Origin of the sequence: Actinomadura sp. NAK00032 (assembly GCF_013364275.1) — a bacterium.
GTDB lineage: Bacteria > Actinomycetota > Actinomycetes > Streptosporangiales > Streptosporangiaceae > Spirillospora.
The window spans coordinates 2,207,475-2,231,003 of the sequence record NZ_CP054932.1 but is presented as its reverse complement, the minus strand read 5'-3'; the positions used below and the strand labels follow the sequence as shown (position 1 = coordinate 2,231,003).

At 73.4% G+C, this 23,529-nt stretch carries 23 protein-coding genes; 10 read left to right on the top strand and 13 right to left on the bottom strand.

Translation table 11 applies throughout. From position 1 onward, the window contains the following. Positions 1-49 precede the first annotated feature (49 nt). Complete coding sequence (locus HUT06_RS10435; protein WP_176195535.1) at positions 50-850, bottom strand: enoyl-CoA hydratase/isomerase family protein; 801 nt, start codon at positions 848-850, stop codon at positions 50-52. A gap of 165 nt (positions 851-1,015) precedes the next feature. Between HUT06_RS10435 and HUT06_RS10430 the strand changes: the two genes are divergently transcribed. Next, entirely contained in the window at positions 1,016-2,347 is a 1,332-nt protein-coding gene (locus HUT06_RS10430) for an AarF/ABC1/UbiB kinase family protein (protein ID WP_254715096.1), read from the top strand. A gap of 234 nt (positions 2,348-2,581) precedes the next feature. On the opposite strand, the gene HUT06_RS10425 is transcribed toward HUT06_RS10430, so the two are convergent. The 4 genes from HUT06_RS10425 to HUT06_RS10410 all read right to left on the bottom strand — a co-directional run bounded on the left by HUT06_RS10425 (position 2,582) and on the right by HUT06_RS10410 (position 5,051). Next, positions 2,582-2,782 (bottom strand): hypothetical protein, encoded by a 201-nt coding sequence (locus HUT06_RS10425; RefSeq protein ID WP_176195533.1) that lies wholly within the window; start codon positions 2,780-2,782, stop codon positions 2,582-2,584. 91 nt (positions 2,783-2,873) lie between these two features. Continuing rightward, positions 2,874-3,152: a WhiB family transcriptional regulator gene (locus tag HUT06_RS10420; protein ID WP_176201277.1), complete on the bottom strand. Its 279-nt coding sequence runs from the start codon at positions 3,150-3,152 to the stop codon at positions 2,874-2,876. A 118-nt stretch (positions 3,153-3,270) separates the two neighbouring features. Beyond that, entirely contained in the window at positions 3,271-3,528 is a 258-nt protein-coding gene (locus HUT06_RS10415; protein WP_176195532.1) for a hypothetical protein, read from the bottom strand. 359 nt (positions 3,529-3,887) lie between these two features. Beyond that, complete coding sequence (locus HUT06_RS10410) at positions 3,888-5,051, bottom strand: epoxide hydrolase family protein (RefSeq protein WP_176195531.1); 1,164 nt, start codon at positions 5,049-5,051, stop codon at positions 3,888-3,890. 122 nt (positions 5,052-5,173) lie between these two features. Between HUT06_RS10410 and HUT06_RS10405 the strand changes: the two genes are divergently transcribed. After that, entirely contained in the window at positions 5,174-7,348 is a 2,175-nt protein-coding gene (locus HUT06_RS10405) for a histidine kinase (protein ID WP_176195530.1), read from the top strand. On the opposite strand, the gene HUT06_RS10400 is transcribed toward HUT06_RS10405, so the two are convergent. The 3 genes from HUT06_RS10400 to HUT06_RS10390 all read right to left on the bottom strand — a co-directional run bounded on the left by HUT06_RS10400 (position 7,274) and on the right by HUT06_RS10390 (position 10,956). Beyond that, complete coding sequence (locus tag HUT06_RS10400; RefSeq protein ID WP_176195529.1) at positions 7,274-7,879, bottom strand: DNA-binding response regulator; 606 nt, start codon at positions 7,877-7,879, stop codon at positions 7,274-7,276. The genes HUT06_RS10405 and HUT06_RS10400 overlap by 75 nt on opposite strands. Before the next feature lie 19 nt (positions 7,880-7,898). After that, positions 7,899-8,774, bottom strand: a complete 876-nt coding sequence (tesB, locus tag HUT06_RS10395; protein ID WP_176195528.1) for an acyl-CoA thioesterase II — start codon at positions 8,772-8,774, stop codon at positions 7,899-7,901. A gap of 115 nt (positions 8,775-8,889) precedes the next feature. Continuing rightward, positions 8,890-10,956 carry an ATP-dependent DNA helicase UvrD2 gene (locus HUT06_RS10390; protein WP_176195527.1) on the bottom strand — a complete coding sequence of 689 codons (2,067 nt, stop codon included), beginning with the start codon at positions 10,954-10,956 and terminating at the stop codon, positions 8,890-8,892. Positions 10,957-11,089: 133 nt separating this feature from the next. Between HUT06_RS10390 and HUT06_RS10385 the strand changes: the two genes are divergently transcribed. After that, positions 11,090-11,359: a mycoredoxin gene (locus HUT06_RS10385; RefSeq protein ID WP_176195526.1), complete on the top strand. Its 270-nt coding sequence runs from the start codon at positions 11,090-11,092 to the stop codon at positions 11,357-11,359. A 48-nt stretch (positions 11,360-11,407) separates the two neighbouring features. Here HUT06_RS10385 and nudC read toward each other — a convergent pair whose 3' ends face one another. Together nudC and HUT06_RS10375 are read right to left on the bottom strand one after the other, a co-directional pair. After that, the gene (gene nudC / locus HUT06_RS10380) at positions 11,408-12,319 is read right to left on the bottom strand and encodes an NAD(+) diphosphatase (protein WP_176195525.1); all 912 of its coding nucleotides are present in this window, start codon (positions 12,317-12,319) and stop codon (positions 11,408-11,410) included. Between the two features lie 22 nt (positions 12,320-12,341). Continuing rightward, positions 12,342-13,733: a dipeptidase gene (locus HUT06_RS10375; protein WP_176201276.1), complete on the bottom strand. Its 1,392-nt coding sequence runs from the start codon at positions 13,731-13,733 to the stop codon at positions 12,342-12,344. A gap of 98 nt (positions 13,734-13,831) precedes the next feature. Between HUT06_RS10375 and HUT06_RS10370 the strand changes: the two genes are divergently transcribed. Beyond that, entirely contained in the window at positions 13,832-14,107 is a 276-nt protein-coding gene (locus tag HUT06_RS10370) for a DUF4031 domain-containing protein (RefSeq protein WP_176195524.1), read from the top strand. 40 nt (positions 14,108-14,147) lie between these two features. On the opposite strand, the gene HUT06_RS10365 is transcribed toward HUT06_RS10370, so the two are convergent. Next, on the bottom strand, positions 14,148-14,756 hold the full coding sequence (locus HUT06_RS10365) for an HD domain-containing protein (protein WP_176195523.1): 609 nt from the start codon (positions 14,754-14,756) through the stop codon (positions 14,148-14,150). A 96-nt stretch (positions 14,757-14,852) separates the two neighbouring features. On the opposite strand from HUT06_RS10365, the gene HUT06_RS10360 reads away from it, so the two are divergent. The 5 genes from HUT06_RS10360 (at position 14,853) to HUT06_RS10340 (ending at position 20,766) form a co-directional block, all read left to right on the top strand. Next, entirely contained in the window at positions 14,853-16,022 is a 1,170-nt protein-coding gene (locus HUT06_RS10360; protein WP_254715095.1) for an ATP-grasp domain-containing protein, read from the top strand. Continuing rightward, entirely contained in the window at positions 16,019-17,641 is a 1,623-nt protein-coding gene (locus tag HUT06_RS10355; RefSeq protein WP_254715094.1) for an IucA/IucC family protein, read from the top strand. Before HUT06_RS10360 ends, HUT06_RS10355 begins: the two co-directional genes overlap by 4 nt. Then, entirely contained in the window at positions 17,632-19,251 is a 1,620-nt protein-coding gene (locus HUT06_RS10350) for an IucA/IucC family siderophore biosynthesis protein (protein ID WP_254715093.1), read from the top strand. Before HUT06_RS10355 ends, HUT06_RS10350 begins: the two co-directional genes overlap by 10 nt. Next, complete coding sequence (locus tag HUT06_RS10345; RefSeq protein WP_176195521.1) at positions 19,248-20,333, top strand: alanine racemase; 1,086 nt, start codon at positions 19,248-19,250, stop codon at positions 20,331-20,333. Before HUT06_RS10350 ends, HUT06_RS10345 begins: the two co-directional genes overlap by 4 nt. An 85-nt stretch (positions 20,334-20,418) precedes the next feature. Then, entirely contained in the window at positions 20,419-20,766 is a 348-nt protein-coding gene (locus tag HUT06_RS10340) for a VOC family protein (RefSeq protein ID WP_176195520.1), read from the top strand. Positions 20,767-20,772: 6 nt separating this feature from the next. Here the strand turns inward: HUT06_RS10340 and HUT06_RS10335 are convergent, their stop codons facing one another. After that, the gene (locus HUT06_RS10335; RefSeq protein WP_176195519.1) at positions 20,773-21,411 is read right to left on the bottom strand and encodes a maleylpyruvate isomerase N-terminal domain-containing protein; all 639 of its coding nucleotides are present in this window, start codon (positions 21,409-21,411) and stop codon (positions 20,773-20,775) included. Between the two features lie 89 nt (positions 21,412-21,500). Here HUT06_RS10335 and HUT06_RS10330 point away from each other — a divergent pair, with 89 nt between their 5' ends. Continuing rightward, positions 21,501-23,096, top strand: a complete 1,596-nt coding sequence (locus HUT06_RS10330; RefSeq protein ID WP_254715092.1) for an AMP-binding protein — start codon at positions 21,501-21,503, stop codon at positions 23,094-23,096. A gap of 95 nt (positions 23,097-23,191) precedes the next feature. Here HUT06_RS10330 and HUT06_RS10325 read toward each other — a convergent pair whose 3' ends face one another. Continuing rightward, positions 23,192-23,497, bottom strand: a complete 306-nt coding sequence (locus tag HUT06_RS10325; protein WP_089326206.1) for a hypothetical protein — start codon at positions 23,495-23,497, stop codon at positions 23,192-23,194. Positions 23,498-23,529: the final 32 nt, after the last annotated feature.

The window sequence follows — 23,529 nt, the reverse complement described above, 5'->3', positions numbered from 1 at the left end:
ACCATCCCTCGGGGCTTTGTGTAAATCCCCTCCGGAGGTGTCGGCGGCTTTACTCGCCGGTGAATTCCGGGCTGCGCTTCTCCCGCTGGGCGGCCAGTCCCTCGCGCATGTCGCGGGAGGACATCGTGACCGGCTGCGCGAGCGACTCCCAGCGCAGTGCCGCCTCCATGTCGGCGTGCCCGCCGCCGGCGAGCGCGACCTTGGTGAGCCGGGTCGCGATCGGCGCCTGCGCGGCGATCCGGGCGGCGGTGCCGAGCGCCTTGTCCAGCAGTTCCGCGCGCGGGAACGCCTGGTTGGCCAGCCCGTGCGCGGCCGCTTCGGCGCCGGTGAGGACGCGTCCGGCCAGCAGCATCTCGCGGGCCAGCGGCAGCCCGGCCACCTCGGGGAACAGCCAGGTCGCGGCCATTCCGGGGTGCAGACCGAGGGCGGTGAACGGGGCGAGGAGCTTGGCGTCGTCGGCCGCGTAGCGCAGGTCGCAGGCGAGGGCGAGGCACAGCCCGGCGCCGACGGCGTGCCCGTTGACCGCGGCGATCGTCGGCACCTCCAGGCCGCGGATCGTCAGCCACGTCCGGTAGAACTCCAGCATCCGGTCGCGCAGCGGCGGGACGGCGACGGAGTTCGTGTCGGCGAGCCACGACAGGTTCCCGCCGGAGCTGAAGGCGCTGCCGGCGCCGGTGACCACGACGCAGCGCAGCCCGGCGTCGCCGCGCAGCCCGGCGATCGCGTCCTTCCACGCGGCGGTCATCTCGTCCGACATCGCGTTGCGGCGGCCGGGGTCGTTCAGGGTGAGGACGGCGACCCCGTCGGGGCGGCGGTCGACCAGCAGCGGGTCGGCGGAGTCTCCGGGCATGCCCGGCACGGTACCGAATCCGGCTCGGCCGCATCGCGCCGGGGCCGTGAGAAAGCGCACACTTACCACATCGGGGCAGGTCAGCGAGGTGGGCCGAGGCGGGGCCAAGGTTTACTCGGCGGTGGTTGTGGCGTGAACGACATCCGATCACCGACAATGTACGACGTGAGCGATCTTCCCCGCCGCGCGGTGACGCGGTCAGCAAAGCTGGCGTCCCTCCCCATCGGCTTCGCGGGCCGCACCGCGCTCGGCGTCGGGAAGCGGACCTTCGGCAAGCCGGCCGAGGCCGTCGCGATGGAGATCCAGACCCGCACCGCCGAGCAGCTGTTCAAGGTCCTCGGCGAGCTCAAGGGCGGGGCGATGAAGCTCGGCCAGATGCTGTCGATCTTCGAGGCGGCGCTGCCGCCGGAGATCGCCGGGCCGTACCGGGCCACGCTCACCAAGCTGCAGGAGGCCGCTCCCCCGCTGCCGGTGTCGACCGTCCACGGGGTGCTGGAGGAGTTCCTCGGCGCGGACTGGCGCGACTACTTCGAGTCGTTCGACGACAGGCCGGCCGCCGCCGCGTCCATCGGGCAGGTGCACCGCGCCGTCTGGCACGACGGCCGCGCCGTCGCGGTGAAGGTGCAGTACCCGGGCGCCGGGAAGGCGCTGATCAGCGACTTCAACCAGCTCGCCCGCCTCGGCCGGCTGTTCGGCGTGCTGATGCCGGGGCTGGACGTCAAGTCGATGCTCGCCGAGCTCAAGGAGCGGGTGGTCGAGGAGCTCGACTACACGATCGAGGCCGAGTCGCAGTCGCTGTTCCGCGAGGCCTACCTGGACGACCCCGACTTCTACGTCCCGGAGGTCATCGCCCAGTCCGGGAACATCCTGATCACCGAGTGGATGGACGGCACCCTCCTCTCGAAGATCATCAGCGACGGGGACCAGGAGACCCGCGACCACGCGGCCCTGCTGTACTGCCGGTTCCTGCTGTCCGGGCCGAAGCGGTGCGGGATGCTGCACGGCGACCCGCACCCCGGCAACTTCCGGCTGCTGGCCGACGGCCGGCTCGGCGTCCTGGACTTCGGCGCCGTCGACCGCATCCCCGGCGGCTTCCAGCGCCGGCTCGGCCTGCTGCTGCGCATCGGCACGATGGCCGACATCGACGAAGTCGAGGACGCGCTGCGCCGCGAGGACTTCATCCGCGAGGGCGTCGAGATCGACGCCGAGTCGCTGCAGGCGTTCCTCGCCCCGATCACCGAGCCGTTCGTCACCGAGACGTTCAAGTTCAGCCGGGAGTGGCTGCGCGACATGGCCGCGCAGGTCACCGACCTGCGTCCGTCCAACGTCGTCCGGCAGCTGAACCTGCCGCCCGAGTACGTGATCATCCACCGGGTGCTGTCGGCCGGCACCGGCGTGCTGTGCCAGCTCGAATGCGAGATCCCGGCCCGCGCCGAGTCCCTGAAGTGGGTGCCGGGCTTCGCCGACGACGAGGACGGCGAGCTGGTCTCCGGCTGACCGGTCCCGGCCGCGCCAGATGGACATGGCGGAGCCCCGCGCACTGATGGGGTGCGCGGGGCTCCGCTCTTCGCGCGTCCGGTGGAGTGGGGCCATCGGACGCGCTCCACATGCCCGCCGGGAGGCGCTCCCGTCCGCCAAACCATCCAAGAAGGACGGGCGGGGCCTCGACCGGGCGGGCACTCCTTCGCCTGGGGCGCAGAGGCCGGCCCCCGGTGAGCGGCCTCTGCGCGGTCAGTCCTGGTAGTGGGACCGCGGGACGTGCGTGTACGACTCGCCCCGAGCGGTCGGGGCGAGCAGGACGCGCCGGACGCGGGACGCCCTGGTCCGGGCCTCCCGGCGCGCCCGCCGCAGCGCGCGCACACGGGCGGCCATCTCGTCCGGCACGGTCGCCGGTATTCGTTCTCTGGACAGGTCCTGGCTGAGCAATGTCATCTCGTTCTCCCCGGCCGCCCGGAGGCGCGGTCCCCGCGTGGGGGCCACGCCTCCGGGGTCGATTCGGTCGAGCGTCGCGGGCATCACTGCCTCACACCGCCACTTCGTCAGGGCGCGGGTGCTTGCGCGGGCGGCCGCGCGGCCGCTTGCGCGGCACGATCACACCGCGGACGAAGAGCTCGCCGCCCCAGACGCCCCAGGGCTCCCTGCGCTCGAGAGCGCCGGCGAGGCACTCCTTGCGGAGCGGGCACTCCAGGCACAGCGCCTTGGCGAGCTCGACGTCGGCGGGAGCCTCGGCGAAGAACAGCTCCGGGTCGGTCCGGCACGGAAGCGTGAGGTCCTCCTCGCTGATCGCGAGGGCCCCCTGCATCACAGTCACCCTTGTTCCTCTCGTTGGATCTCAACGGTGTTTCGGTGGGTCTGGACAAAGAGAAAAGCCGCGGATCCGGTGTCTGGATCCGCGGCCTGGGGGCTTGCCGGTTGTCTTGCTAGACCGGTCGCCTCCAGGGGTACGGACCCGACACGCCACCCTTGGTGGCGCCCATGTGGGCCGTGGCCGGAGCCGGGGCGTCGATGCCGTCGACGAGGAGTTCGAAGACACTCCGCCCCTGGTCGTCCTGGATCAGCTGCTCGAATCGCAGGTCGCGCAGATTCGCCCGCTGCTCGTCGCGCAGCCACACGCGCTCATACGCGCCGGGCATGGCGAGGCGGGACGAGGAGGTGCCGCGCACCGAGACACTGGGCATCGAGACACAGGGCATCGAGGCGCCTAGGCGTGCGTCGGTCCAGGACGACGTGAATTTGGTCGACGTGTTGCTCACCGGACTGCACACCACCTCTCTGGCTCCTCGGGCCGGCCGGCGGATCAAGATCCACACCGGATGGCCGGCTGATTGCTCGCGACGAGCGTACGGGGATCTCGCCGAATCAAGCAAGATATTTTTGACCTGCGGTTTTGTGGGTGAGTTCACCCTTTTCCCGGGAAACCCGCGCCAGCGCACCGGCGTCGAACCTCACGGGAGTCCCGTGAGGAACGATCTTCCCAGAAGATGGCCGAGCGCGCCCCGCCGCCACCGTCCGGGCACGGTGGCGGCCGGGCCGAAGATCAGCCCGCGGGCTGGTCGCGCAGCTCGCGGAAGAACTCGCGGACGTCCTCCAGGAGCAGGTCGGGGGCGTCGTGGGCGGCCCAGTGGCCGCCGCGGTCGTACTCGCGCCAGTGGACGATGTTCCGGTGGTCCCGCTCGGCGAAGCGGCGCAGCGGGCGGAAGTCGTAGGCGAACGACGCCAGCCCGATCGGGAACGTGGTCGGCTCGGCGGCCTGCGGCTCGTGGCCGTTCTCGTAGTAGAAGCGCGCCGAGGACGCCGAGGTGTTCGTCAGCCAGTAGATCGTGGCGATGGTCAGGATCGTGTCCGGGTCGGGCAGGGCGGCCAGGAGCTGGCCGACCCAGGCCAGCTGCCCGGCGGGGGAGTCCGACAGGGCGTGCGCGAGGGTCTGCGGCTGGGCCTCCTGTGCGCGGTCGTGGATCGCGTGCCCGACGAACCCCTCCAGGAACCGCAGGTACTCCTCCTCCGCCGGGGTGACGCCCGCGAGCTCTGCCGGGTCGCCCGAGGGGAAGGAGAAGATCTGGTTGACGTGGACGCCGATCACCCGCTCCGGGTGGCGGCGCCCGAGCCAGGGGCTGACGATCGCGCCGGCGTCGTTGCCGTGCGCGCCGAAGCGGTCGTAGCCGAGCCGCGCCATCAGCTCGGCCCAGGCGTCGGCGGTGCGGGCCGAGCCCCAGCCCTTGGTGCGGGTGGGCCCCGAGAACCCGAAGCCGGGCAGCGACGGGACGACGACGTGGAACGCGTCCGCCGGGTCGCCGCCGTGCGCCGCCGGGTCGGTGAGCGGGCCGATCAGGTCCAGGTACTCGGTGAACGTGTTCGGCCAGCCGTGGGTGAGGATCAGCGGGGTGGCGCCCGGCTCCGGCGACCGGACGTGCACGAAGTGGATCAGCTGGCCGTCGATCTCGGTGGTGAACTGCGGGAACTCGTTCATCCGCGCCTCCTGGGCGCGCCAGTCGAAGCGCATCCAGCGGGCCACCAGGTCGCGGACGAAGGAGACGGGCACGCCGTACTCCCAGCCCGGCTGGACCGGGCCCTTCTGGACGCCGTCGGTCACCTCGGACTCGGGCAGCTCGTCGGCGAACCGGGTGCGGGCCAGGCGGTCGCGCAGGTCGTCCAGGTCGGCCTGCGGCACCTCGATGCGGAACGGTGTGATCTCAAAGCTCATCGGAGCCCCTCCTCGTTCGGTACTCCGAGTCTGCTGAGCGGCGGCGCGCGGGAGTAGTGCCTGGTGCACGGGTCGGGCTGCGGTCCGCAGGCCGCTGACGTGCAGATTGCATAATTGCCGCCATGCGCGACAGCCGCCTGCCCCTCTTCGCCGGGATCGTCCTGTTCTGGACGTACCGGATCCTGGTGATGTGGGTGTTTCCCGGCCCCGGCGGCCCGCCCGGAACGGCGGCGCTGCTCGCCGGGACGGGCGCGGCGGTCGCCCTCGGCGTCCTGCAGGCGCGGGCGCTGGCCTGGCGCGGCTCGCTCGGCAACCTCACGGCGCAGGCGGTGCTGGCGTACGCGCCGCTGCTCGTCCTCGGCGGCGCCTGGCGGCCGGCGTCGCCGCTGCTCATGGCGTCGGTGCTGCTGCTCGCCGCGCCGGCCCGCGCGCGCCGGCCGGCCGCCGCCTCCATCGTGGCCGCCGAGTTCGCGATCAGGGCGGTGTGGCTGCCCGGCGCCGACGCGGGATACGCCGCGTGGGCCGCCGTGGTGACGCTCACCGGCGGGCTCCAGTTCCTCGCCCTGGCACGGCTCGGGCATCTGGTCCGCGCGCTGGAGGCCACCCGCGCCGAACTGGCCGCCCGGCGTGCCGCCGGGGAGCGGCTGCGGATCGCGCGCGGCCTGCGCGCCGAGCTGGGGCGGCGGCTGTCGGCCGCTGCGGCGTCCGCCGACCCGGCCGAGATCACGGCGGCGGCGCGGGCGGCGCTGGCCCGCGCCCGGTCGGTCGCCGACGACTACCGGGACCGGTCCCTCACCGCCGAGATCGAGGCGGCGCGGACGGTACTCGCGGCGTCCGGCGTGCCGGTGCGCGTCGAGGCGGACGCCGCCGCGCCGTCCGCGCCCCGGGCCGACGCGGCGCTGGCCGGGGTGCTGCGCCGCACCGTGGTGGCGGCGCTGCGGGACGGCCGCCCCGACGGGTGCGTGATCGAGTGCCGTACGGGCCCCGGCGGGCCCGAGCGGCTGCGGGTGGCCTTCTCCGGTCCCGTGCCGCCGTTCGCGGAGCCGCTGGCGGCCTCGGCCGCCGAGATCGCCGGGCTCGGCGGGCGGCTCGCCACCGGACCCGCCGTGGAGGCGGAGATCCCGCGGGCGCGGGCCTGGGCGGGCGGCCCGGTCAGCGCGGCGCCGTGGCTGGCCTTCGCCGTCCTGCTGGTCCTGGAGCTGGACCATCTCGGCACGGTCGCGGCCAGCGTGGTGATGGCGCGGGACGCGGGCGTCACCGTGGACCCGGCGCGGCTGGCGGTGGCCGCGGTCGCGCTGCCGCTGGTCGCGGCGCTGCAGCTGTACCACGTGCTGCCGCGCGGCGAGGCCCGGCCGCGGCGCTGGGCGCTCCCGGCCCAGATCGTGCTGGTCCTGGCCGCGTTCGCCGTCGCGGGGCCGCTCGTCCCGGCGGACTACGGCGGGCTGCCCGCGACGTACGGCGGGCTGGTCGCGGGCGTGGTGCTGCTGAACGTGCGGCCGCCCTGGTCGTGGGCGGCGGCCGCCGCGCTGCTGCTGATGCCGTTCCCGCTGCTGTACGGCGCGCGTCCGCCGGCGGTGGTGCTGCTGAGCCTGCTCGCCTCGGCGGGCTTCATGATCTCGGTCCACGCGCTGGGCCGGCTGCCGGTCGCGGCGGCCCGGCTGGACCGGGCGCGCCGCGAGCTGGTCCGCACGTCCGTGCTCCGCGAGCGGCTGCGGATCGCGCGGGACGTCCACGACCTGCTCGGCTCGCAGCTGTCGGCGATCATCATCCGGGGCGCGATCGCGGCGGGCCCGGCGGACGGCGCGCGGCTGGCCGAGCTGGCGGGCGCGGCGCTGGCGACGGTCCGCTCCATCGGCGCGGACCCCGCCCCGCTGCGGCTCGCCGCCGAGGTCGAGAGCGCGCGGGACCTGCTGGACGCGGCCGGGGCACGGGTCGGCGTCACGGTCGCGGAGCCGCCGGCGGAGATCGCGGCCCTGTTCGCCGTCGTGCTGCGGGAGTCGGTGACGAACGTGGTCCGGCACGCGCGGGCGCGGCGCTGCGAGATCGCGATCACGCCCGCCCGGCTCCGCGTCTCCAACGACGGCGCTCCCCGTCCCGGCACGGGTCCGGCCGGGACGGGGCTGGCCAACCTCCGCTCGCGCGCCGCCGAGGCGGGCGGCGCGCTGACCGTCGTGCACGCGGACGGCCGGTTCACCCTCACCGTCGAGATGCCGGCCGGCCCGTCAGATCCAGCCCGCCTCGGTGGCGATGCGGATGGCGTCGACCCGGTTGCGGGCGCCCAGCTTGGTCACCGCTGACGCGAGGTAGTTGCGGACGGTGCCGTAGGACAGCCCGATCCGGGCGGCGATCTGCGGCGGCTCCGCACCGGACGCGGTCAGCCGCAGCACCTCCACCTCGCGGTCGGTGAGCGGGCAGTCCGGGGCGTCGAGCGCGGCGAACGCCAGCTGCGGGTCGACGACGCGGCCGCCGGCGGCGACGGTGCGGACGGCGGCCACCAGCTCGCCGGGCGCGCTGTCCTTCACCATGAACCCGGCGACCCCGGCCGCCATCGCGCGCCGCAGCGTCCCCGGCCGGCCGATCCCGGTCAGGATCAGCACGCGGCAGCCGGGCAGCTGCCGGGCCAGTTCCGCCGCCGCGCTGACGCCGTCCAGGCCGGGCAGCTCGATGTCGAGCACGGCGACGTCCGGCGCGGTGCGCAGGGCGGCGGCGACGATCGCGTCCCCGGCCGCCACCTGCGCGACGACCTCGACGTCGTCCTCCCGGTCGAGGAGGTCGGCCAGCGCCTCACGCAGGATCCGCACGTCCTCCGCCAGCAGCACCCTGATCAACGGTGTGGCCCCGCCGCGGTCAGCGCTTGCGCTCGCCGTCGGAGACGCGGACGAGGCCCTCCTGCATGACGGAGACGACCAGCTCGCCCTCCCGGGTGAACACCTGGCCGCGGGCGAGGCCGCGGGCGCCGCCGGCGAACGGCGTGTCCTGGTAGTACAGCAGCCAGTCGTCGGCGCGGAACGGCCGGTGGAACCACATCGCGTGGTCGAGGCTGGCGCCCATCGTCCGCTTGTCGCCCCAGGCAAGGCCGTGATTGAGCAGGACGGTGTCGAGCAGCGTCATGTCCGAGGCGTAGGTCATGAGGCAGACGTGCAGCAGCGGGTCGTCCGGCAGGTCGCCGTCCACCTTCAGCCACACCTTCGACTCGGGGGTGGCGAGTGCCGGGTCCTTCGCCGCCTCCCAGGTCAGCGGCGTCGCGTGCCGGATGTCGAAGGGGCGCCGGGAGACGAACTCGCGCGCGCCGACCTCGCCGAACACCGGCGTCAGCCGCTCCAGGCCGTCCGGCAGCGTCTCGGGGGAGGGCGCGTCGGGCATGGGGGCCTGGTGGAACGGCCCGTCCTCGGCGATCTGGAACGACGCCGACAGCGTGAAGATCGCTTGGCCGTGCTGGACGGCCATGACCCGGCGCGTCGTGAACGACCGCCCGTCCCGCACCCGGTCGACGGTGTAGACGATCGGGACGAGCGGGTCGCCGGGCCGGATGAAGTAGGCGTGCAGCGAGTGCACGGGCCGGTTCGCGGGCACGGTGCGCCCGGCGGCGACGAGCGCCTGCCCGGCCACCTGGCCACCGAAGACGCGCTGCCGCCGCTCCTCGGGGCTGCGGCCGCGGAAGATGTCGTTCTCGATCTGTTCGAGGTCGAGCAGGTCCAGCAGGGCCTTCAGCGATTCCTTCACGGCGGCCAGTCTTCCGTATCCGCCCCAGTGACCGGGATCTCACCCCCGAGGCACCGGCTCGTCCGCTATACACCCGTGACCCGAATCTCACCGGCCGGGTGCCGCGCTTCGGGGGTCAGTGGCCGCAGAGGGTGAGGACGGTGTCGCCGTAGCGGTCGAGTTTGACCTTGCCGACGCCCGGGATGCGGGCCAGGTCCTCCAGGGAGTCGGGGGCGTGCTCGGCGATCGCCTGGAGGGTGGCGTCGGTGAACACGACGTAGGCGGGGATCTTCTGCTCGGCGGCGACCTCGGCGCGCCAGTCCTTCAGGGCGAGGAGGACCTCCTCGTTCAGCTCGGACGGGCAGTCCTCGCAGCGGCCGAGCTTGCGCTCGACGGCGGCGGTCAGCGGGCGGCCGCAGACGCGGCACGGCTGCGGGCCCTTGGCGGGGCGGCGCTTGGAGCGGTCGGCGCGGGGCGGCGTGTGCGTGGTGGTCTTGCCGGTCAGGCCGTCCAGGAAGCGGGACGGGCGGCGCGTCTGCGATCCGCCGGGCGAGCGCGACAGCGCCCACGACAGCGCCAGGTGGACGCGGGCGCGCGTCACCCCGACGTAGAGGAGGCGGCGCTCCTCCTCGATCTGGGCGGGCGTCTTGGCGTAGATGATGGGGAGCGTGCCCTCGGCCAGGCCGACGAGGAAGACCGCGTCCCACTCCAGGCCCTTGGCGGCGTGCAGCGACGCGAGCGTGACGCCCTCCAGCGGCGGCGCGTGCTGCGCGGCGGCGCGCTCCTCCAGTTCGGCGACGAAGTCGGCGAGCGCGGCCTTGGGGTTGTCGGCGGCCATGTCCTCGGCGAGCTGGGCGAGCGCGGCGAGCGACTCCCAGCGCGCGCGGGCCGCGCCCGCGCCCTCGGGCGGCTGGTCGGTGAACCCGGCCCCCGACAGGACGTGCCGGACGGTCTGGATCAGCCCCATCCCGTCGGTCTCGGGGTCGGCGCCCGCCCGCGCCGCGCCGCGCAGCCGGACCACCGCCTCGCGCACCTCGGGCCGCTCGAAGAACCGCTCCGCGCCGCGCAGCACGTACGGGACGCCCGCCGCCGCGAGCGCCGACTCGTAGGTCTCGGACTGCGCGTTGATGCGGAACAGGATCGCGATCTCCCGCGCGGGGACGCCCTCGTCGATCAGCTTGCGGGCCTGCCGGGCGGCGTCGTCGGCCTCGGCGACCTCGTCGTCGTACTCGTTGAACACCGGGTCGGGGCCGTCCGCGCGCTGGGCCAGCAGCTCCAGCTTGTGCCGGGCGCCGCGGGCCTGCCCGATCACGCCGTTGGCCAGCCGGACGACCTGCGGCGTCGACCGGTAGTCGCGGACGAGCTTGACGACCTTCGCGCCGGGGTGCTCGCGGGTGAAGTCGAGCAGGTGGGACGGGGACGCGCCGGTGAAGGAGTAGATCGTCTGGTTGGGGTCGCCGACGACGCACAGGTCGTCGCGGTCGCCGAGCCAGGTGTCGAGCAGCATCTTCTGCAGCGGGTTGACGTCCTGGAACTCGTCCACCACGAAGTACCGGTACTGCTCGCGGACCTGGTTCGCGACCTCCCGGTGCTCGGTGAGGACGGCGGCGGTCAGCTCCAGCATCCCCTCGAAGTCGAGCAGGTTGCGCTCCCGCCTGAGCTGCTCGTACATCGCGTAGACGCGGGCCACGTCCACGACGTCGGCGGGCGGCTTGCGGTCGGCCTTGGCCACGGCGGCGGGGTAGTCCTCGGGGCGGTGCTGGGTGACCTTCGCCCATTCGATCTCGCCCGCGAGGTCGCGCAGCTCGGTGCGCGCGAACGACAGCCGGCACGCGCGCGCCGCGTCCGCGACCAGCGCGATCTTCGAGTCGACGATCTTGGGCGCCTCGCCGCCGATGACCCGCGGCCAGAAGTAGCTCAGCTGCCGCAGCGCCGCTGCGTGGAACGTGCGGGCCTGCACGCCGGGCGCGCCGAGCTGCCGGAGCCGGCTGCGCAGCTCCCCCGCCGCGCGCGTGGTGAACGTCACGGCGAGCACCCGCTGCGGCGTGACGACACCGGTCAGCGTCGCGTAGGCGATCCGGTGCGTGATGGCCCTGGTCTTGCCCGTCCCGGCGCCCGCGAGAACGCACACCGGCCCCTGCACCGCCTCGGCGACCGCCCGCTGTTCGGGGTCGAGTCCCTCCAGCACCGACTCAGCCAACATGCCCCCATACTCGCAGCCCGTCCCACGTGCATCAGCCGATACGCCGCCTGTGGACAACCAGGAATGCCGGAGGGCTGTCTACTGTTCTGCGGTAGGCACGGACTGTCCGAACGAACGAGGAGACCACGAAGCGATGGCGACGCCGACGACCGGCCAGCTCACCATGTACACGACGTCCTGGTGCGGGTTCTGCCGCCGGCTGAAGAGCCAGCTCGCGCGGGACGGCATCGAGATGGTCGAGGTCGACATCGAGCGCGACCCCGAGGCCGCCGACTTCGTCATGAGCGTCAACGGCGGAAACCAGACCGTCCCCACCATCGTCTACCCCGACGGCACGGCCGCGACCAACCCGAGCGCCAAGGAGGTCAAGCGCCGCCTGGCGGAGATCGCGAAGACCGCCTAGACCGTCGCGGAGCGGGCCCGCCGACCGCGGTCGGCGGGCCTCGGCATGTCAGAAGGCGGGCATCTTGGGGAGTTCGCCGCCGTACCAGCGCATGATGAGCTGCGCGGCGATGGACAGCGGGCCCGGTGCGACGATCTCGCCCGCGTCGATGGCGGCGCGCAGCTCGTCGCGGGTGTACCAGGCGGCGTCCAGGATCTCCTCCGGGTCGGGGTTCAGCGGGACGCCGGCGTCCGTGCGCGCGGTGAAGCCGAGCATGAGGCTCTGCGGCAGCGGCCACGGCTGGCTGCCCAGGTAGTGGACGTCCCGGACGGGCAGCCCGACCTCCTCCTTGACCTCCCGCGCGACGGCCTGCTCCAGCGACTCGCCCGGCTCGACGAACCCGGCGAGGATCGAGCGGCGGTCGGCGGGCCACTGCGGGCCGCGGGCCAGCAGGATGCGGTCGTCCTCGTCCGTCACCAGCATGATCACGGCGGGGTCGACGCGCGGGAAGTGCTGCGAGCCGTCCTGCGGGCAGACGCGCACGTGGCCGGCGGACGCCACCCGGGTCCGGGTGCCGCAGCGCGGGCAGAACCCGTTGGTGCCGTGCCAGTGCTCCAGCGCGACGGCGTGGGTGAGCAGGCCGGAGTCGCGGTCGCCGAGGAGCGCGCCGACGCGGCGCAGCCCGGCCGGTTCGGCCCCCTCGATGGCGGGCAGCGGCCCGGAGACGCCGAAGTACACGGTGCCGTCGTCGTCCGCGCCGAGGAGCCAGCGCTCGCCGTCCGGCGCCTGGGCGGGCGGGACGAGGACGAGCGCCGGGCTGGGCTCGTAGACCACGAGGGACCGCCCGTCCCGGATGACCAGGACGCGGGTGCGCGGATCGTTCCAAGCGGCGTCCAGCCAGGCGTCGTCGCGGCGGTTCAACGCGACCCGGTCGAGCGTTCCGCGCGCGAGCGCGAGCCACTCCAGTGGGGCTTCGGTCACAACTGCTCCTCTCCCGGGTATGTCAGCGCAGCGCGGTGGCGAGTTCTTCCCACAGGTGCGCGGCGGCCTCGGCGCCCTTGAGCAGCAGCGGGATCTCGACCTTCTCGTTGGGGGCGTGGATGCGGTCGCCGTTCAGCCCGACCGCGACGAAGACGAGCGGGGCGTCCAGGATGTCGGCGAGGTCGGCCTCGGGGCCGCTGCCGCCCTCGCGGGTGAACAGCACCTCGGTGCCGAACGCCCGCTCCATCGCGCGGCGCGCGGCGGCGACGACGGGCGAGTCGATCGGCGAGAAGCACGGGCGGACGCCGCCGCCCGGGCAGCGCACCTCGGCGTCCACGCCGGGCGGGGCGTGCTCGGCGACCCACGCCTTGAACGACTCCTGGACCTTGCGGGGGTCCTGGCCGGCGACGAGCCGGAAGGAGATCTTGGCGTGCGCGTCGCGCGGGACGATCGTCTTGCCGCCCGGCCCGGTGTGCCCGCCCCACATGCCGTTGATCTCGGCGGTGGGGCGCGCCCAGATGCGCTCCAGGGTGGTGTAGCCCTCCTCGCCCTGCGCGGCGCGGCTGTCGCCGGCGGTGCGGAGCCACTCGGCCTCGTCGAACGGCAGGCGCGCGAACGACGCGCGCTCCTCGTCGGTCAGCGGGACGACGTCGTCGTAGAAGCCGGGGAGGGTGACGCGGCCGTCGGCGTCGTGCAGGGCGGCGAGCAGTGCCGCCATGGCGTGCAGCGGGTTCGGGACGGCGCCGCCGAACGAGCCGGAGTGCAGGTCGGTGGACGGGCCGCGCAGCGTGACCTCGGCTTCGGTGAGCCCGCGCATCCCGGTGCACATGGACGGGACGTCCGCCGCCCACATCGTGGTGTCGCTGATGACGACGGCGTCGCAGGCGAGCCGGTCGCGGTGGGCGCGGAGCAGGTCGGCGAAGTGCACCGAGCCCGACTCCTCCTCGCCCTCGACGAGCAGTTTCACGGTCACGGGCGGGGCCTGCCGGCCGGTCGCGGCGAGCAGCGCGCGCAGGCCGAGCGTGTGGAAGAAGACCTGGCCCTTGTCGTCGGACGCGCCGCGCCCGATGAGCCGGTCGCCCTTCTCGACGGGCGTGAACGGGTCGGTCTCCCATTCGGCGAGCGGCTCGACCGGCTGGACGTCGTGGTGGCCGTACACGACGACGGCCGGGGCGTCGGGGTCGTCGGCGGGCCATTCGGCGAAGACGGCGGGCAGGCCGCCCGTCTCCCACGTCTCGACGGTCGGGAAGCCCTGCTTCCGCAGGTAGGCGGCGAGCCAGGCGGCCGAGTCGCGCACGTCGGCGGCGTGCGCCGGGTTCCCGGAGATGGACGGGATCGCCAGCCACTCCTTGAGATCGGCGACGAACTTGTCCCGTTCGGCCTGGATGTACCCGACCACGTCGTTCACCCGCATGCCCCTTCGCATGTGTGTTCTGTCGTACCGTTGCTGCGGCACCGGCCGGCACCGCCGCGAGCTTACATCGACGTCAACGCACTGTTAGGGGAAGCAGCTTGATCCTCATCGATCCGCCGCTGTGGCCCGCGCGCGGCCGTGTGTGGTCGCACATGGTGAGCGACGTCTCGTACGAGGAGCTGCACGCGTTCGCGGCGGAACTGGGGATGCCGCCCAGGGCTTTCGAGCGCGACCACTACGACGTCCCGTCCGAGCTGTACCACGCCGCGGTGCTGCAGGGAGCGCAGGCGGTCGGCTGCCAGGAGTTGCTGTTGCGGCTCACCAAGGCGGGTCTGCGCCGCCGCAAGGCCTACCGCCCCCGCGTCACCCACTGAGCAGCCTTGCGTGTTGAGCAGCCTTACGCAGTGAGCGGCCTCACGCGTTGAGGAGCATCAGTTCTGTCTGGATGTTGGTGCGCGCGCGTTCCTCGAAGCGTTCGCGTGCGGGCGGCGTGTGGAAGAGCTCGGGGAGGGCCAGTAGGCCGTTGAGCACTTCGGCGCGCCCGGCCGCGAAGAACTCGTCGGGCACGAACGCGTACTCCTCGCGGACGGCGGCGGTGTAGGCGGCGTACTTGTCGGGGTCCGCGCCGAGGATGGCGAGGTCGGCGTCGCACAGGACCCGGCCGTTGCGGTCGTCGTCGCCGGGGGCGTGCGTGGCCGTCAGCTCGACCAGCCGGGCCACCTCCTGGACGGCGGCGGGCGCGAGGTCGGTGTCGGCCAGCATGCGGGCGGCGAGGCGGGCGCTGCGCTCCTCGTTGTCGGCGCGCTCGGGGTCGTAGACGGCGTCGTGGAACCAGGCGGCGAGGCGGACGAGGTCGGGATCGGCGGCATGCCCGGCCAGCTCGTCCACGAGGTCGAGGACGGCGGTCAGGTGCGCGCGGGTGTGGTAGCGGCGGTGCGGCTCGCCGTAGCGCTCGTCCAGCTCCGTCCCGATATGCCGGGTGTGCGGCCCTGCCAGCGCGACCCACCGGTCGACAAGATCCATGGCCCCATCCTGGCGGACGCCCCGCACCGCCACTATGATCACTGCGAGTTAGGCAAGGCTTACCTCACCCACGAACCCGAACTGGAAAGGCCGATCGTGGCCGCCTCGCTCTACCTGGTCGCCGGGAAGGCGACCGACGCGGTGACGCACGGGTTCGTGCCCGCCGCCGCGCGCCTCGGGCTCGACGCGGTGCTGCTCACCGACCGTCCGGCAGCCTACCGGTCCGGCGCCCACGCGTTCGACGGGCCGGTCGTCGAGTGCGACGTCACCGACTTCCGCGACATCGTCCACCGCGTCGCCGGCGCGCACGCGGGCGGTGAGCCCGCCGCCGTCTTCTCCAACAGCGACTTCCTGCAGGCGCCCGCCGCGCTGGCGGCCGCGTACTTCGGCCTTCCGGCCAAGGACTGGCGGGCGGCGACCCGCGCGAAGAACAAGGCCCTCATGCGCCGCCATCTCGCGGGCATCGACCCGGTGTTCTCCGCCGAAGCGCGCGAGGTGCCGCCGGACGCGCCTTATCCGCTCGTTCTGAAGCCGCGCGAGGGCGTCGCCAGCGAAGACGTGTTCCTGGTGGAGGACGCGGCGGAACTGGCCGCACGCACCGGCGAGATCGCCGCCCGGCGCCGCGACCCGCTCGTGGCCGAGGAGTACCTGCCGGGGCGCCTCCACACGCTGGAGACGCTCGGCGATGGGCGGGAACTGCGCGTCCTCGGTTCGTTCCGTACGACGGTCTCGCCGCCGCCGTTCTTCGTTGAGGAGCGCCTTGAGTGGGCGGCACCGCCCCCGGAGACGCCCCAGGTGCTGCGCCAGCTGGAGGCGCTGGGAGTCGGGTTCGGCGCGTGCCACACCGAGTTCGTCGTCCACGAGGGCCGTGCCCGCATCATCGAGGTCAACTACCGGCTCATCGGCGACCACTGCGATTTCCTCTTGGCCGACCTGCTGGGCATACCGCTCTTCGAGCAGATCCTCCAGGTCCACTTGGGCGAGCCTGTGCCGGCCGTGCACGTTCCACGTCCGCGGCACGCCGTGGCGGAGCCGGTGATCGCCGACCGCTCCGGCACCCTCACCGCCGCCCCCGGCCCGGTGCGGGTGGACGATGGTGAGGTACGACTCTCCTACCGTCCGCAGCGCGCGGTGGGCGACTCGGTCGCGGTGACGCGCACCAACCGCGACTACCTGGGCACCGTGCGTGCGATCGGTCCCGGTCCGGACGAGGTCGAGGCGGCGCTCGCGCGCTTCCGCGCGGACCACAGCTGGACGATCACGTGACCGACCGCGCCGAGGCGGCCCCGCCGCCGGATCGCGGCGAGGGCCCGCTGGCGGCCCGCGTGCTGGACGCGCTGCTCCGCGAGGACTACGCCGGCATGCGGCGGTTCGTCCGGGACGGGAGATTAGAACTGCCCGGCCGTTCCGTGCGGCTGCTGCGCGCGCGCCCGGCCTTCCTTTCCGAACTCGTCGTGGCCCCCGGGCAGGGCCTGAAGCTGAGCGACGTGTTCCAGGCCGTCCGCTCGGTGGCCGACCCGCGCGACGACACGGCGGCCTTCGAGCGCGAATGCCTGGCGGCGCTGGCGGCCAGCAAACTTCACGACGACGCGCGTCCCGCCGTGCACCGGCGGCTGGCGCGCCTCCCGGACGCGCTCAGGACCGGCCCCGGGACGTTCTACGAGACGCTGGCGGCCTACAACGACCACCCGGTGCATCCGGCGGGGCGGAGCCGCGCGGGGCTCTCCATGGCCGATCTGAGCCGCTACGCGCCCGAGTTCGCGCCGTCGTTCCCCCTGCGGTGGGCGCCGGTGCGGAATCCGGTGCTCGCCGGGCGGCTGCCGGAGTGGTGGCCCGCGCCGTCCGACGTGGGCCTGGGCTCCGAGGAGGCGGCGGGCGCCCTGTTCCCCGTCCATCCGCTGGCGGTGCGGCAGGTGCGCGAGGAGGCCGGGACGGCTTCGGCGCCCGAGCCGTTCCTGCGGGTCGGGCCGACGCTGTCGATGCGGACCGTGGCCGTGCTCAGCGGCGCCGCGCCGCTCGTCCATGTGAAGGTGCCGCTGCCGACCAGCACGCTCGGCCTGCGCAACCGGCGCACCATCATGCCCGGCACGCTGCACGACGGAGCGCTGGTCGAACGCATCCTGCGCCGGGTACTCCAGCGCGAACCGGCGCTCCCAGTGCTTCTCGCCGATGAGCAGACCTACGGCCACGCCAACGACCCGCTCCTGGCCTACCTCGTGCGGCGATTCCCGCCTGAGACGGCGCGCGCGCACATCGTCCCGGTGGCGGCCTTGCTCGCCGAGGCCCCAGACGGCGGTTATGTCATCGAACGCTGGGACGTCGAAGAAGTCTTCGGCACGTACCTGTCGGCGCTGTTCGACTGGAACGTCACGCTGTTCCGCTACGGGATCGCGCTGGAGGCGCATCAGCAGAACGTCGCGCTCGTCCTGGACGACGTCTCTCCGCTGCGTCTCCTCATCAAGGACAACGACGGCGCGCTGATCGACCCGTCGCGGCTCAGGGAGCGCCTCGCCCCGTCCCCCGGCACGGACCCGCGCGACCTCATCGACCGCCGGATGGCGACCACCGCCCCCGACGCGCTCGCGCGCGTGTTCGTCACGATCACGCTGCACCTGTGCGCCGCCGCCGTCGCGGTCGGCCTGGCCGACCGGGGCCTGCTCCCCTGGCGCACCGGGCTCGCGATGGTCCGCGACCGGCTCGACGCCGCGCTCGGCCCGGCGGACGCGTTCCTGCGCTCCCGCACGCTCGACGCCGGCTCCCTGCCGGGCAAGGCCATGCTCACCGCCGGAACCCTCGTCGACAAGGCCAGGACCGGCGCGGCCGACATCAACAAGCACTACGGCCCACCGGGGCCCAACTACCTACTGGACGCGACGTGCCGCTGACTGGGCTCACAGAACTGACCGGACCGGCCGTCACGGCCGGCGACGCCACCGCGACCGCGCTGCTCAACTGCCTGCTCCGGGAGGTCTGCGCGCCCGAGCAGCAGCTGTGGCCGGACGGCGACCGCGTCGTCGCCCGCCTGCCCCGCGCGGGCGTCGTCCTGCGCGCGCGCCTGACCCGTCCCCCCGTCGGCCCCACCTACCGCCTGGCGCCGCCCTACGAGGAGCAGCGGGAGGACGAGTGGATCCCCGCGTCCTGGGACAGGCTGGCGAACCTCGTCGCGGGAGAACTGGAACTGGCGACCGGCCGTCCCAACCCCGAGTTCCTCACCCAGGTGGACGACAGCCGAACGGCACTGGCCGCGATCCTCGCCGCCAGGGGCGAGGCGGCCGGCGACCGGTACATCGCCTCAGAACAGGCTCTTGTCGCGGGGCATCGATTCCACCCGTCCCCTAAGGCCCGCCAGGGCGCGCCCGGTGACTGGCTCCAGTACGCGCCGGAGACCCGGGCCCGTTTCCGTCCGCACTGGCTGGCCGTCCCGGACGACCTCGTCGCCGATGAAGGGGACCCGGACGCCTTCACGGCCCTGGCGTCCTACGGGCCTCCCGCTCCGCCCGGCCGGACGCTGCTCCCCGTCCACCCGTGGCAGTTCTCGCTACTCGCGGACAACCCCGTCCTGCAGAAGGCTCTGGCGCAGGACCTCGTGGTCGACCTCGGCCCGTCCGACACCGAGGCGGTCCCCACCTCGTCCGTCCGCACGGCCTACCTGCCGGACGCCGACGTCTTCTGCAAGTTCAGCCTGGACGTCCGCATCACCAACTGCGTGCGCAAGAACGCCTGGTACGAGCTGAGCGGTGCCATCGCCCTCAACGAACTGCTGCCGCCCATCTTCGACAAGCTCGGCTCGACGCTCCTCGCAGAGCCCGCCTACCGCAGCGTCACACTCCCCGACCGCCGCCTGTACGAGGGCTTGGGGGTGATCCTGCGCCAGGGCGTCCGCTCCCTGCCCGGTACACCGCTGCTGGCCGGTGCCTTGACCGATCCCTACAGCACGCTCCTCGCCGACCTGCCCGCCCTGGAGACGCCAGAGCAAGCCCGCGCATGGTGGGACGCCTACGTGGCGCAGGTAGCGCCACCCGTGCTTCGCGCCTACCTGGACCACGGCATCGTCCTGGAGCCGCACCTTCAGAACGTCCTCGTCTGCGTCGACCCGACGGGCATGCCCGTCCACGCCGCGTTCCGCGATCTGGAGGGCACCAAGCTGACCGCCGGCCGCTGGGACCTCTCGCACCTGCCGCCCCGCGTCGCCGAAAGCCTCACCTACGCGCCCGACCGGGGCTGGAACCGCGTCGTCTACTGCCTTCTCATCAACCACCTCACCGAAGTCGCCGCCGCGGTCGCCGACCTGCACCCGCACCTGGAACGCACCCTCTGGCAGGACGCGCGAAAGCACTTCGCCGCCCACGACCACCATCCGCAAGTCAGGGCGCTCCTGGCGGGAGTCCCAGTGCCGGCGAAAGCGAACCTCCGCACCCGCTGGTCCCGCGTGGCCGACCGAGGCGCCACCTACATCCCGACCACCAACCCGCTCACCGCACCCCGCCCGCTATGAATGAAGTCGCCGCATTCGCGCTCAGCCTCGACAGCTACCCGGCCTACGTCTACGACTTGCCGGGTCTACGAGAACACGTCGAAGCCATCCGTACGGCCCTCGGCTCCACAGAGCTGTTCTACGCCGCCAAGGCCAACCCTGACGCCGAGATACTTCGCACCCTGGCGCCCCATGTGGACGGCATAGAGGTGGCCTCAGGCGGCGAACTGGCCCACGTCCGGGCGACCCTGCCCGGCACACCGCTGGCCTTCGGCGGCCCAGGGAAGACGTATGAAGAACTGCGCTTGGCGCTCACCGCCGACCGCGTTCACGTGGAAAGCCCGAACGAACTCAGGAAACTGGCTGCGCTGGGCCCCGCCGACATCCTTCTCCGCGCGAACCTCCCCCTTCACACGCCGGACGCCGCGCTCACCATGAGCGGCCCCTTCGGCATGGACGAGGACGCCCTCAGCGAATGCGCCCACCTCTTGGCCACCAATCCCCACCTCACGCTGCACGGCGTCCATGCCCACCTGGCCTCCGGCCTGGACGCACCCACCATGCTCGACCTCGCGCACCACATAGCCGAATGGGCGCTCCCCTGGCTGAAGACCCAAGGCGTGGACGACCCGGAGCTGAACGTGGGCGGCGGCATGGCGGTGGACTACACGTCCCCCGGAACTCTCTTCGACTGGCGCACCTACGCCTCCGGGCTGGCCTCCATCCCGGCCAGGCTCCGCATAGAGCCCGGCCGGGCCATCACCGCCTACCACGGCTGGTACGTCACCGACGTCCTCGATGTGAAGACGACCAGGGGCGAGACCTACGTGATCCTCCGGGGCGGTACGCATCACCTCAGAACCCCCGTGACGAAGGGCCATGACCAGCCCTTCCAGGTCCTGACCGTCACGGGCCCGGAATCTCCCGCCACGCTCGTCGGCCAGTTGTGCACACCGAAGGACGTCTTCGCCCGCGATGTCCCCGTCCCGCCCCTGTCCCCCGGCGACGTGGTCGCCTTCGGCATGGCCGGCGCCTACGCGTGGAACATCTCCCACCACGACTTCCTGATGCACCCCAAGCCGGGCTTCCACTACCTGCGCTGAGCTCCCATTCGTCCAAGACCCGGCGGCGGCCGCGGGTGACGATGGGGGTTTCCACATCGCGACCACGTTCTGCTGGGAGATATCGATGACCATTCGCCGCGTCGTGCCCAACATCGAGTCCGGGGCCATGGAGGAGAGCCGGGAGTTCTACCGGCGGCTGGGCTTCGAGGAGGTCATGAACCAGGGGTGGATCGTGACGCTCGCCTCCCCGTCCGTGCCGACGGCGCAGGTCAGCCTCATGACCCGCGACAAGACCGGGCCCGTCGTCCCGGACGTCAGCGTCGAGGTGGACGACGTGGACGCCGCCTACGAGGTCATGCGGCAGCGCGGCACGGAGATCGTCCATCCCCTCCAGGACGAGGAGTGGGGCGTGCGCCGGTTCTTCGTCCGCGACCCCGACGGGCGGGTCGTGAACGTGCTGGGCCACCGCTGAGGGGCGTCAGGGACGCGGGGTGCCGTCCGAGCGCCATGAGGTGAGGCGCGGGCGGCCCGGGAGCTCCGCGCGTCCCGTCGCCCACAGCAGCGTCTGCCACGGGTCGGTGTCGCGCGGCGCGTCGGGGAACAGGCGGCCGAGCGCGCGCGAGCACAGGTCGGCGGGCGGCTCCCAGGGGAGGCCGAGCCCTGCGGCGAGGTCATGGGTGTGGACGAGCGTCTCCACGATCCCCATGGCGGCGAAGCCCTCGGCGTCCGACGTGCCGTAGACGTGGTGGGCGCGGACGTCCGGGGAGGCGGTGCGCACCATGGCGACCAGCAGGCCGCCGCAGGCGTCGAGCACCTGCAGCAGCCCGTCCGGCCCGGCCTCGCGGTTCGCGTGGACCGCGTTCGCCGGGCCGCCCGGGCGGCGGGCCTCCCAGACGAACGGAACGTGGCCCTCCATCGGCGGTGCCTGCGGAGCGAGCTGGACGGCGTAGGCGAACAGGTCGTCGCTCAGGTGCTCGACGGTCTCCCAGCAGGTCCATTCGAGCGTGCCCGCCTTGGCGTTCCAGGCGTCCGGCGGCGCCTTCCGCAGGACGGAGACCGCGAGCCGGACGGCTCGCCGCACGTCATCGGCGGTCACGGCATCGTCGGAGATCGTCATGCCTCGACGTTAACCCACGGCACGGAGCGCTCAATATCTGCGGAAAGGGCGGGTATGGGCGGGACGGAGGACGAGGGGAAGGAACGACGTTGCCACTGCTCGACCAGCTGCGGTCAGGGGTGCGGGCCGTCCGCGCCGTGCGGGACACGGGGGTCGTGCGGCCGATCCGGCCGGACCGGGCCGCGCGGCTGCTGTTCCCGTACGTCCGGTTCGGGCCCGTGCCGGCGACGATCGGCGCGATGGCGGCGCTGCGGTTCCCGGGGCGGACCGCGCTGATCGACGAGCGCGGCGCGCTCTCCTACGCCGAACTGGAACGGCGCGCCGCGTCGCTGGCCACCGCCCTCGGCAGCCGCATCGGGGACGGCCGGGCCGGCGTCCTGTGCCGCAACCACCGCGGGTTCGTGGAGACGCTGCTCGCCGTGTCGCGGCTCGGCAACGACGTCGTCCTGCTCAACACCGACTTCTCCGGCGCGCAGCTCGGGCAGGTCGCGGAGCGCGAGGGGATCGAACTGCTCGTCCACGACGAGGAGTTCGCCGACGCCGTCGAGGAGTCCGGGTTCGCCGGGCGGCGGCTGCTCGCCTGGACCGGCGGCGACGCGCCCCCGGAGACCGAGACGGTCGACGCGCTCATCGGCTGCACCGAGCCCGAACCGCTCCTGCCCGACCGCACCGGCAGCGTGATCGTGATGACGTCGGGCACCACCGGCACGCCGAAGGGCGCCCGGCACGACATGTCCCTCGGGGCGCTGCTCCCGGCCGCGCTGACCCACGCCATGCGCGTCCCCGTCCGGGCCGGGGCGCCGATCGTCATCGCGCCGCCGCTGTTCCACATCCTCGGCTTCGCCTACACGGCGGTCGGCCTCGGCATGGGCATGCCGCTCGTCCTGTCACGCCGGTTCGACCCGCGCGCGGCCCTGCAGGCCATCGCCGACAACGAGGCCGAGGCGCTGGTCGCGGTGCCGCTGATGCTCCAGCGCATCCTGGACGTGCCCGGCAGGCCGGAGACGCCCACCCTCCGCGCGGTCGTGTCGGGCGGCTCGATGCTCCACCCGCACCTGTCGGAGGCGTTCATGGACGCGTTCGGCGACGTCCTCGTCAACGTCTACGGCGCGACGGAGACGGGCTGGGCCACCATCGCCACCCCGGCCGACCTGCGCGCCGCGCCGGGCACCGCCGGGCGGCCGTCGCTGCGGCTGACCGTCCGGATCCTCGACGAGGACGGCCGGGACGTCCCGCCCGGCGGGACCGGCGAGGTCTACACCGGCGGCGGCCTGCGGTTCGCCGGCTACACCGGCGGCGGTGGCAAGCCGATGCTGGACGGCCTGACGAGCACCGGCGACCTCGGCCACCTCGACGCGGCCGGGCGGCTGTTCATCGACGGCCGCGCCGACGACATGATCGTGTCCGGCGGCGAGAACGTGTTCCCCGGCGAGGTCGAGGACCTGCTCGGCGGCCGTCCGGACGTCGCGGACGTCGCCGTCACCGGCGTGGACGACGAGGCGTTCGGCCAGCGCCTCGCCGCGTACGTGGTGCGCGCCCCCGGCTCGTCGGTCACCGCGGACGAGCTCAAGGAGCACGTGCGCACGCACCTGGCCAGGTACAAGGTGCCGCGCGACATCCGGTTCGTCCGGGAACTGCCCCGGACCAGCACGGGCAAGGTCAGAACCGGGGCGCTGGGCGGTTGAGGACGGCCCCCGGCCCCAGGCTGAGGGCGGTGCTCAGGGTGGGGGCGGCGCCCGGGTCCAGGGCCGCGCGGTCCCGGACGCGCCCGGTCACCGGGTCATGCGGCGCCGCGGTTCTTGGCCGCCATGCAGATGCGGGCGAGGTCGTTGAGCGCGTCGGCGCGGCGCTCGTCCAGGGACCGGCGGTCGCCCGGGCCGGCCTCGGCGAGGGTGTCGATGACCAGCGAGAACACCGGCCATTCGGCGGGGCCGATGGCGCCCTGGAAGTCGACGCCGTCGGCCAGGTCGTCGAGGTCGAGGTTGCGGGCGAAGGTGGCGAGGGCCGCCTCGGCCGCGACGACGCCGATGCGCATCGCCAGCGCGGCGGGCTCGCGGTCGAGGGACCGCACGGTGGTGGAACCCATGCCCGCCAACCTAGAACATATGAGCGATCCGC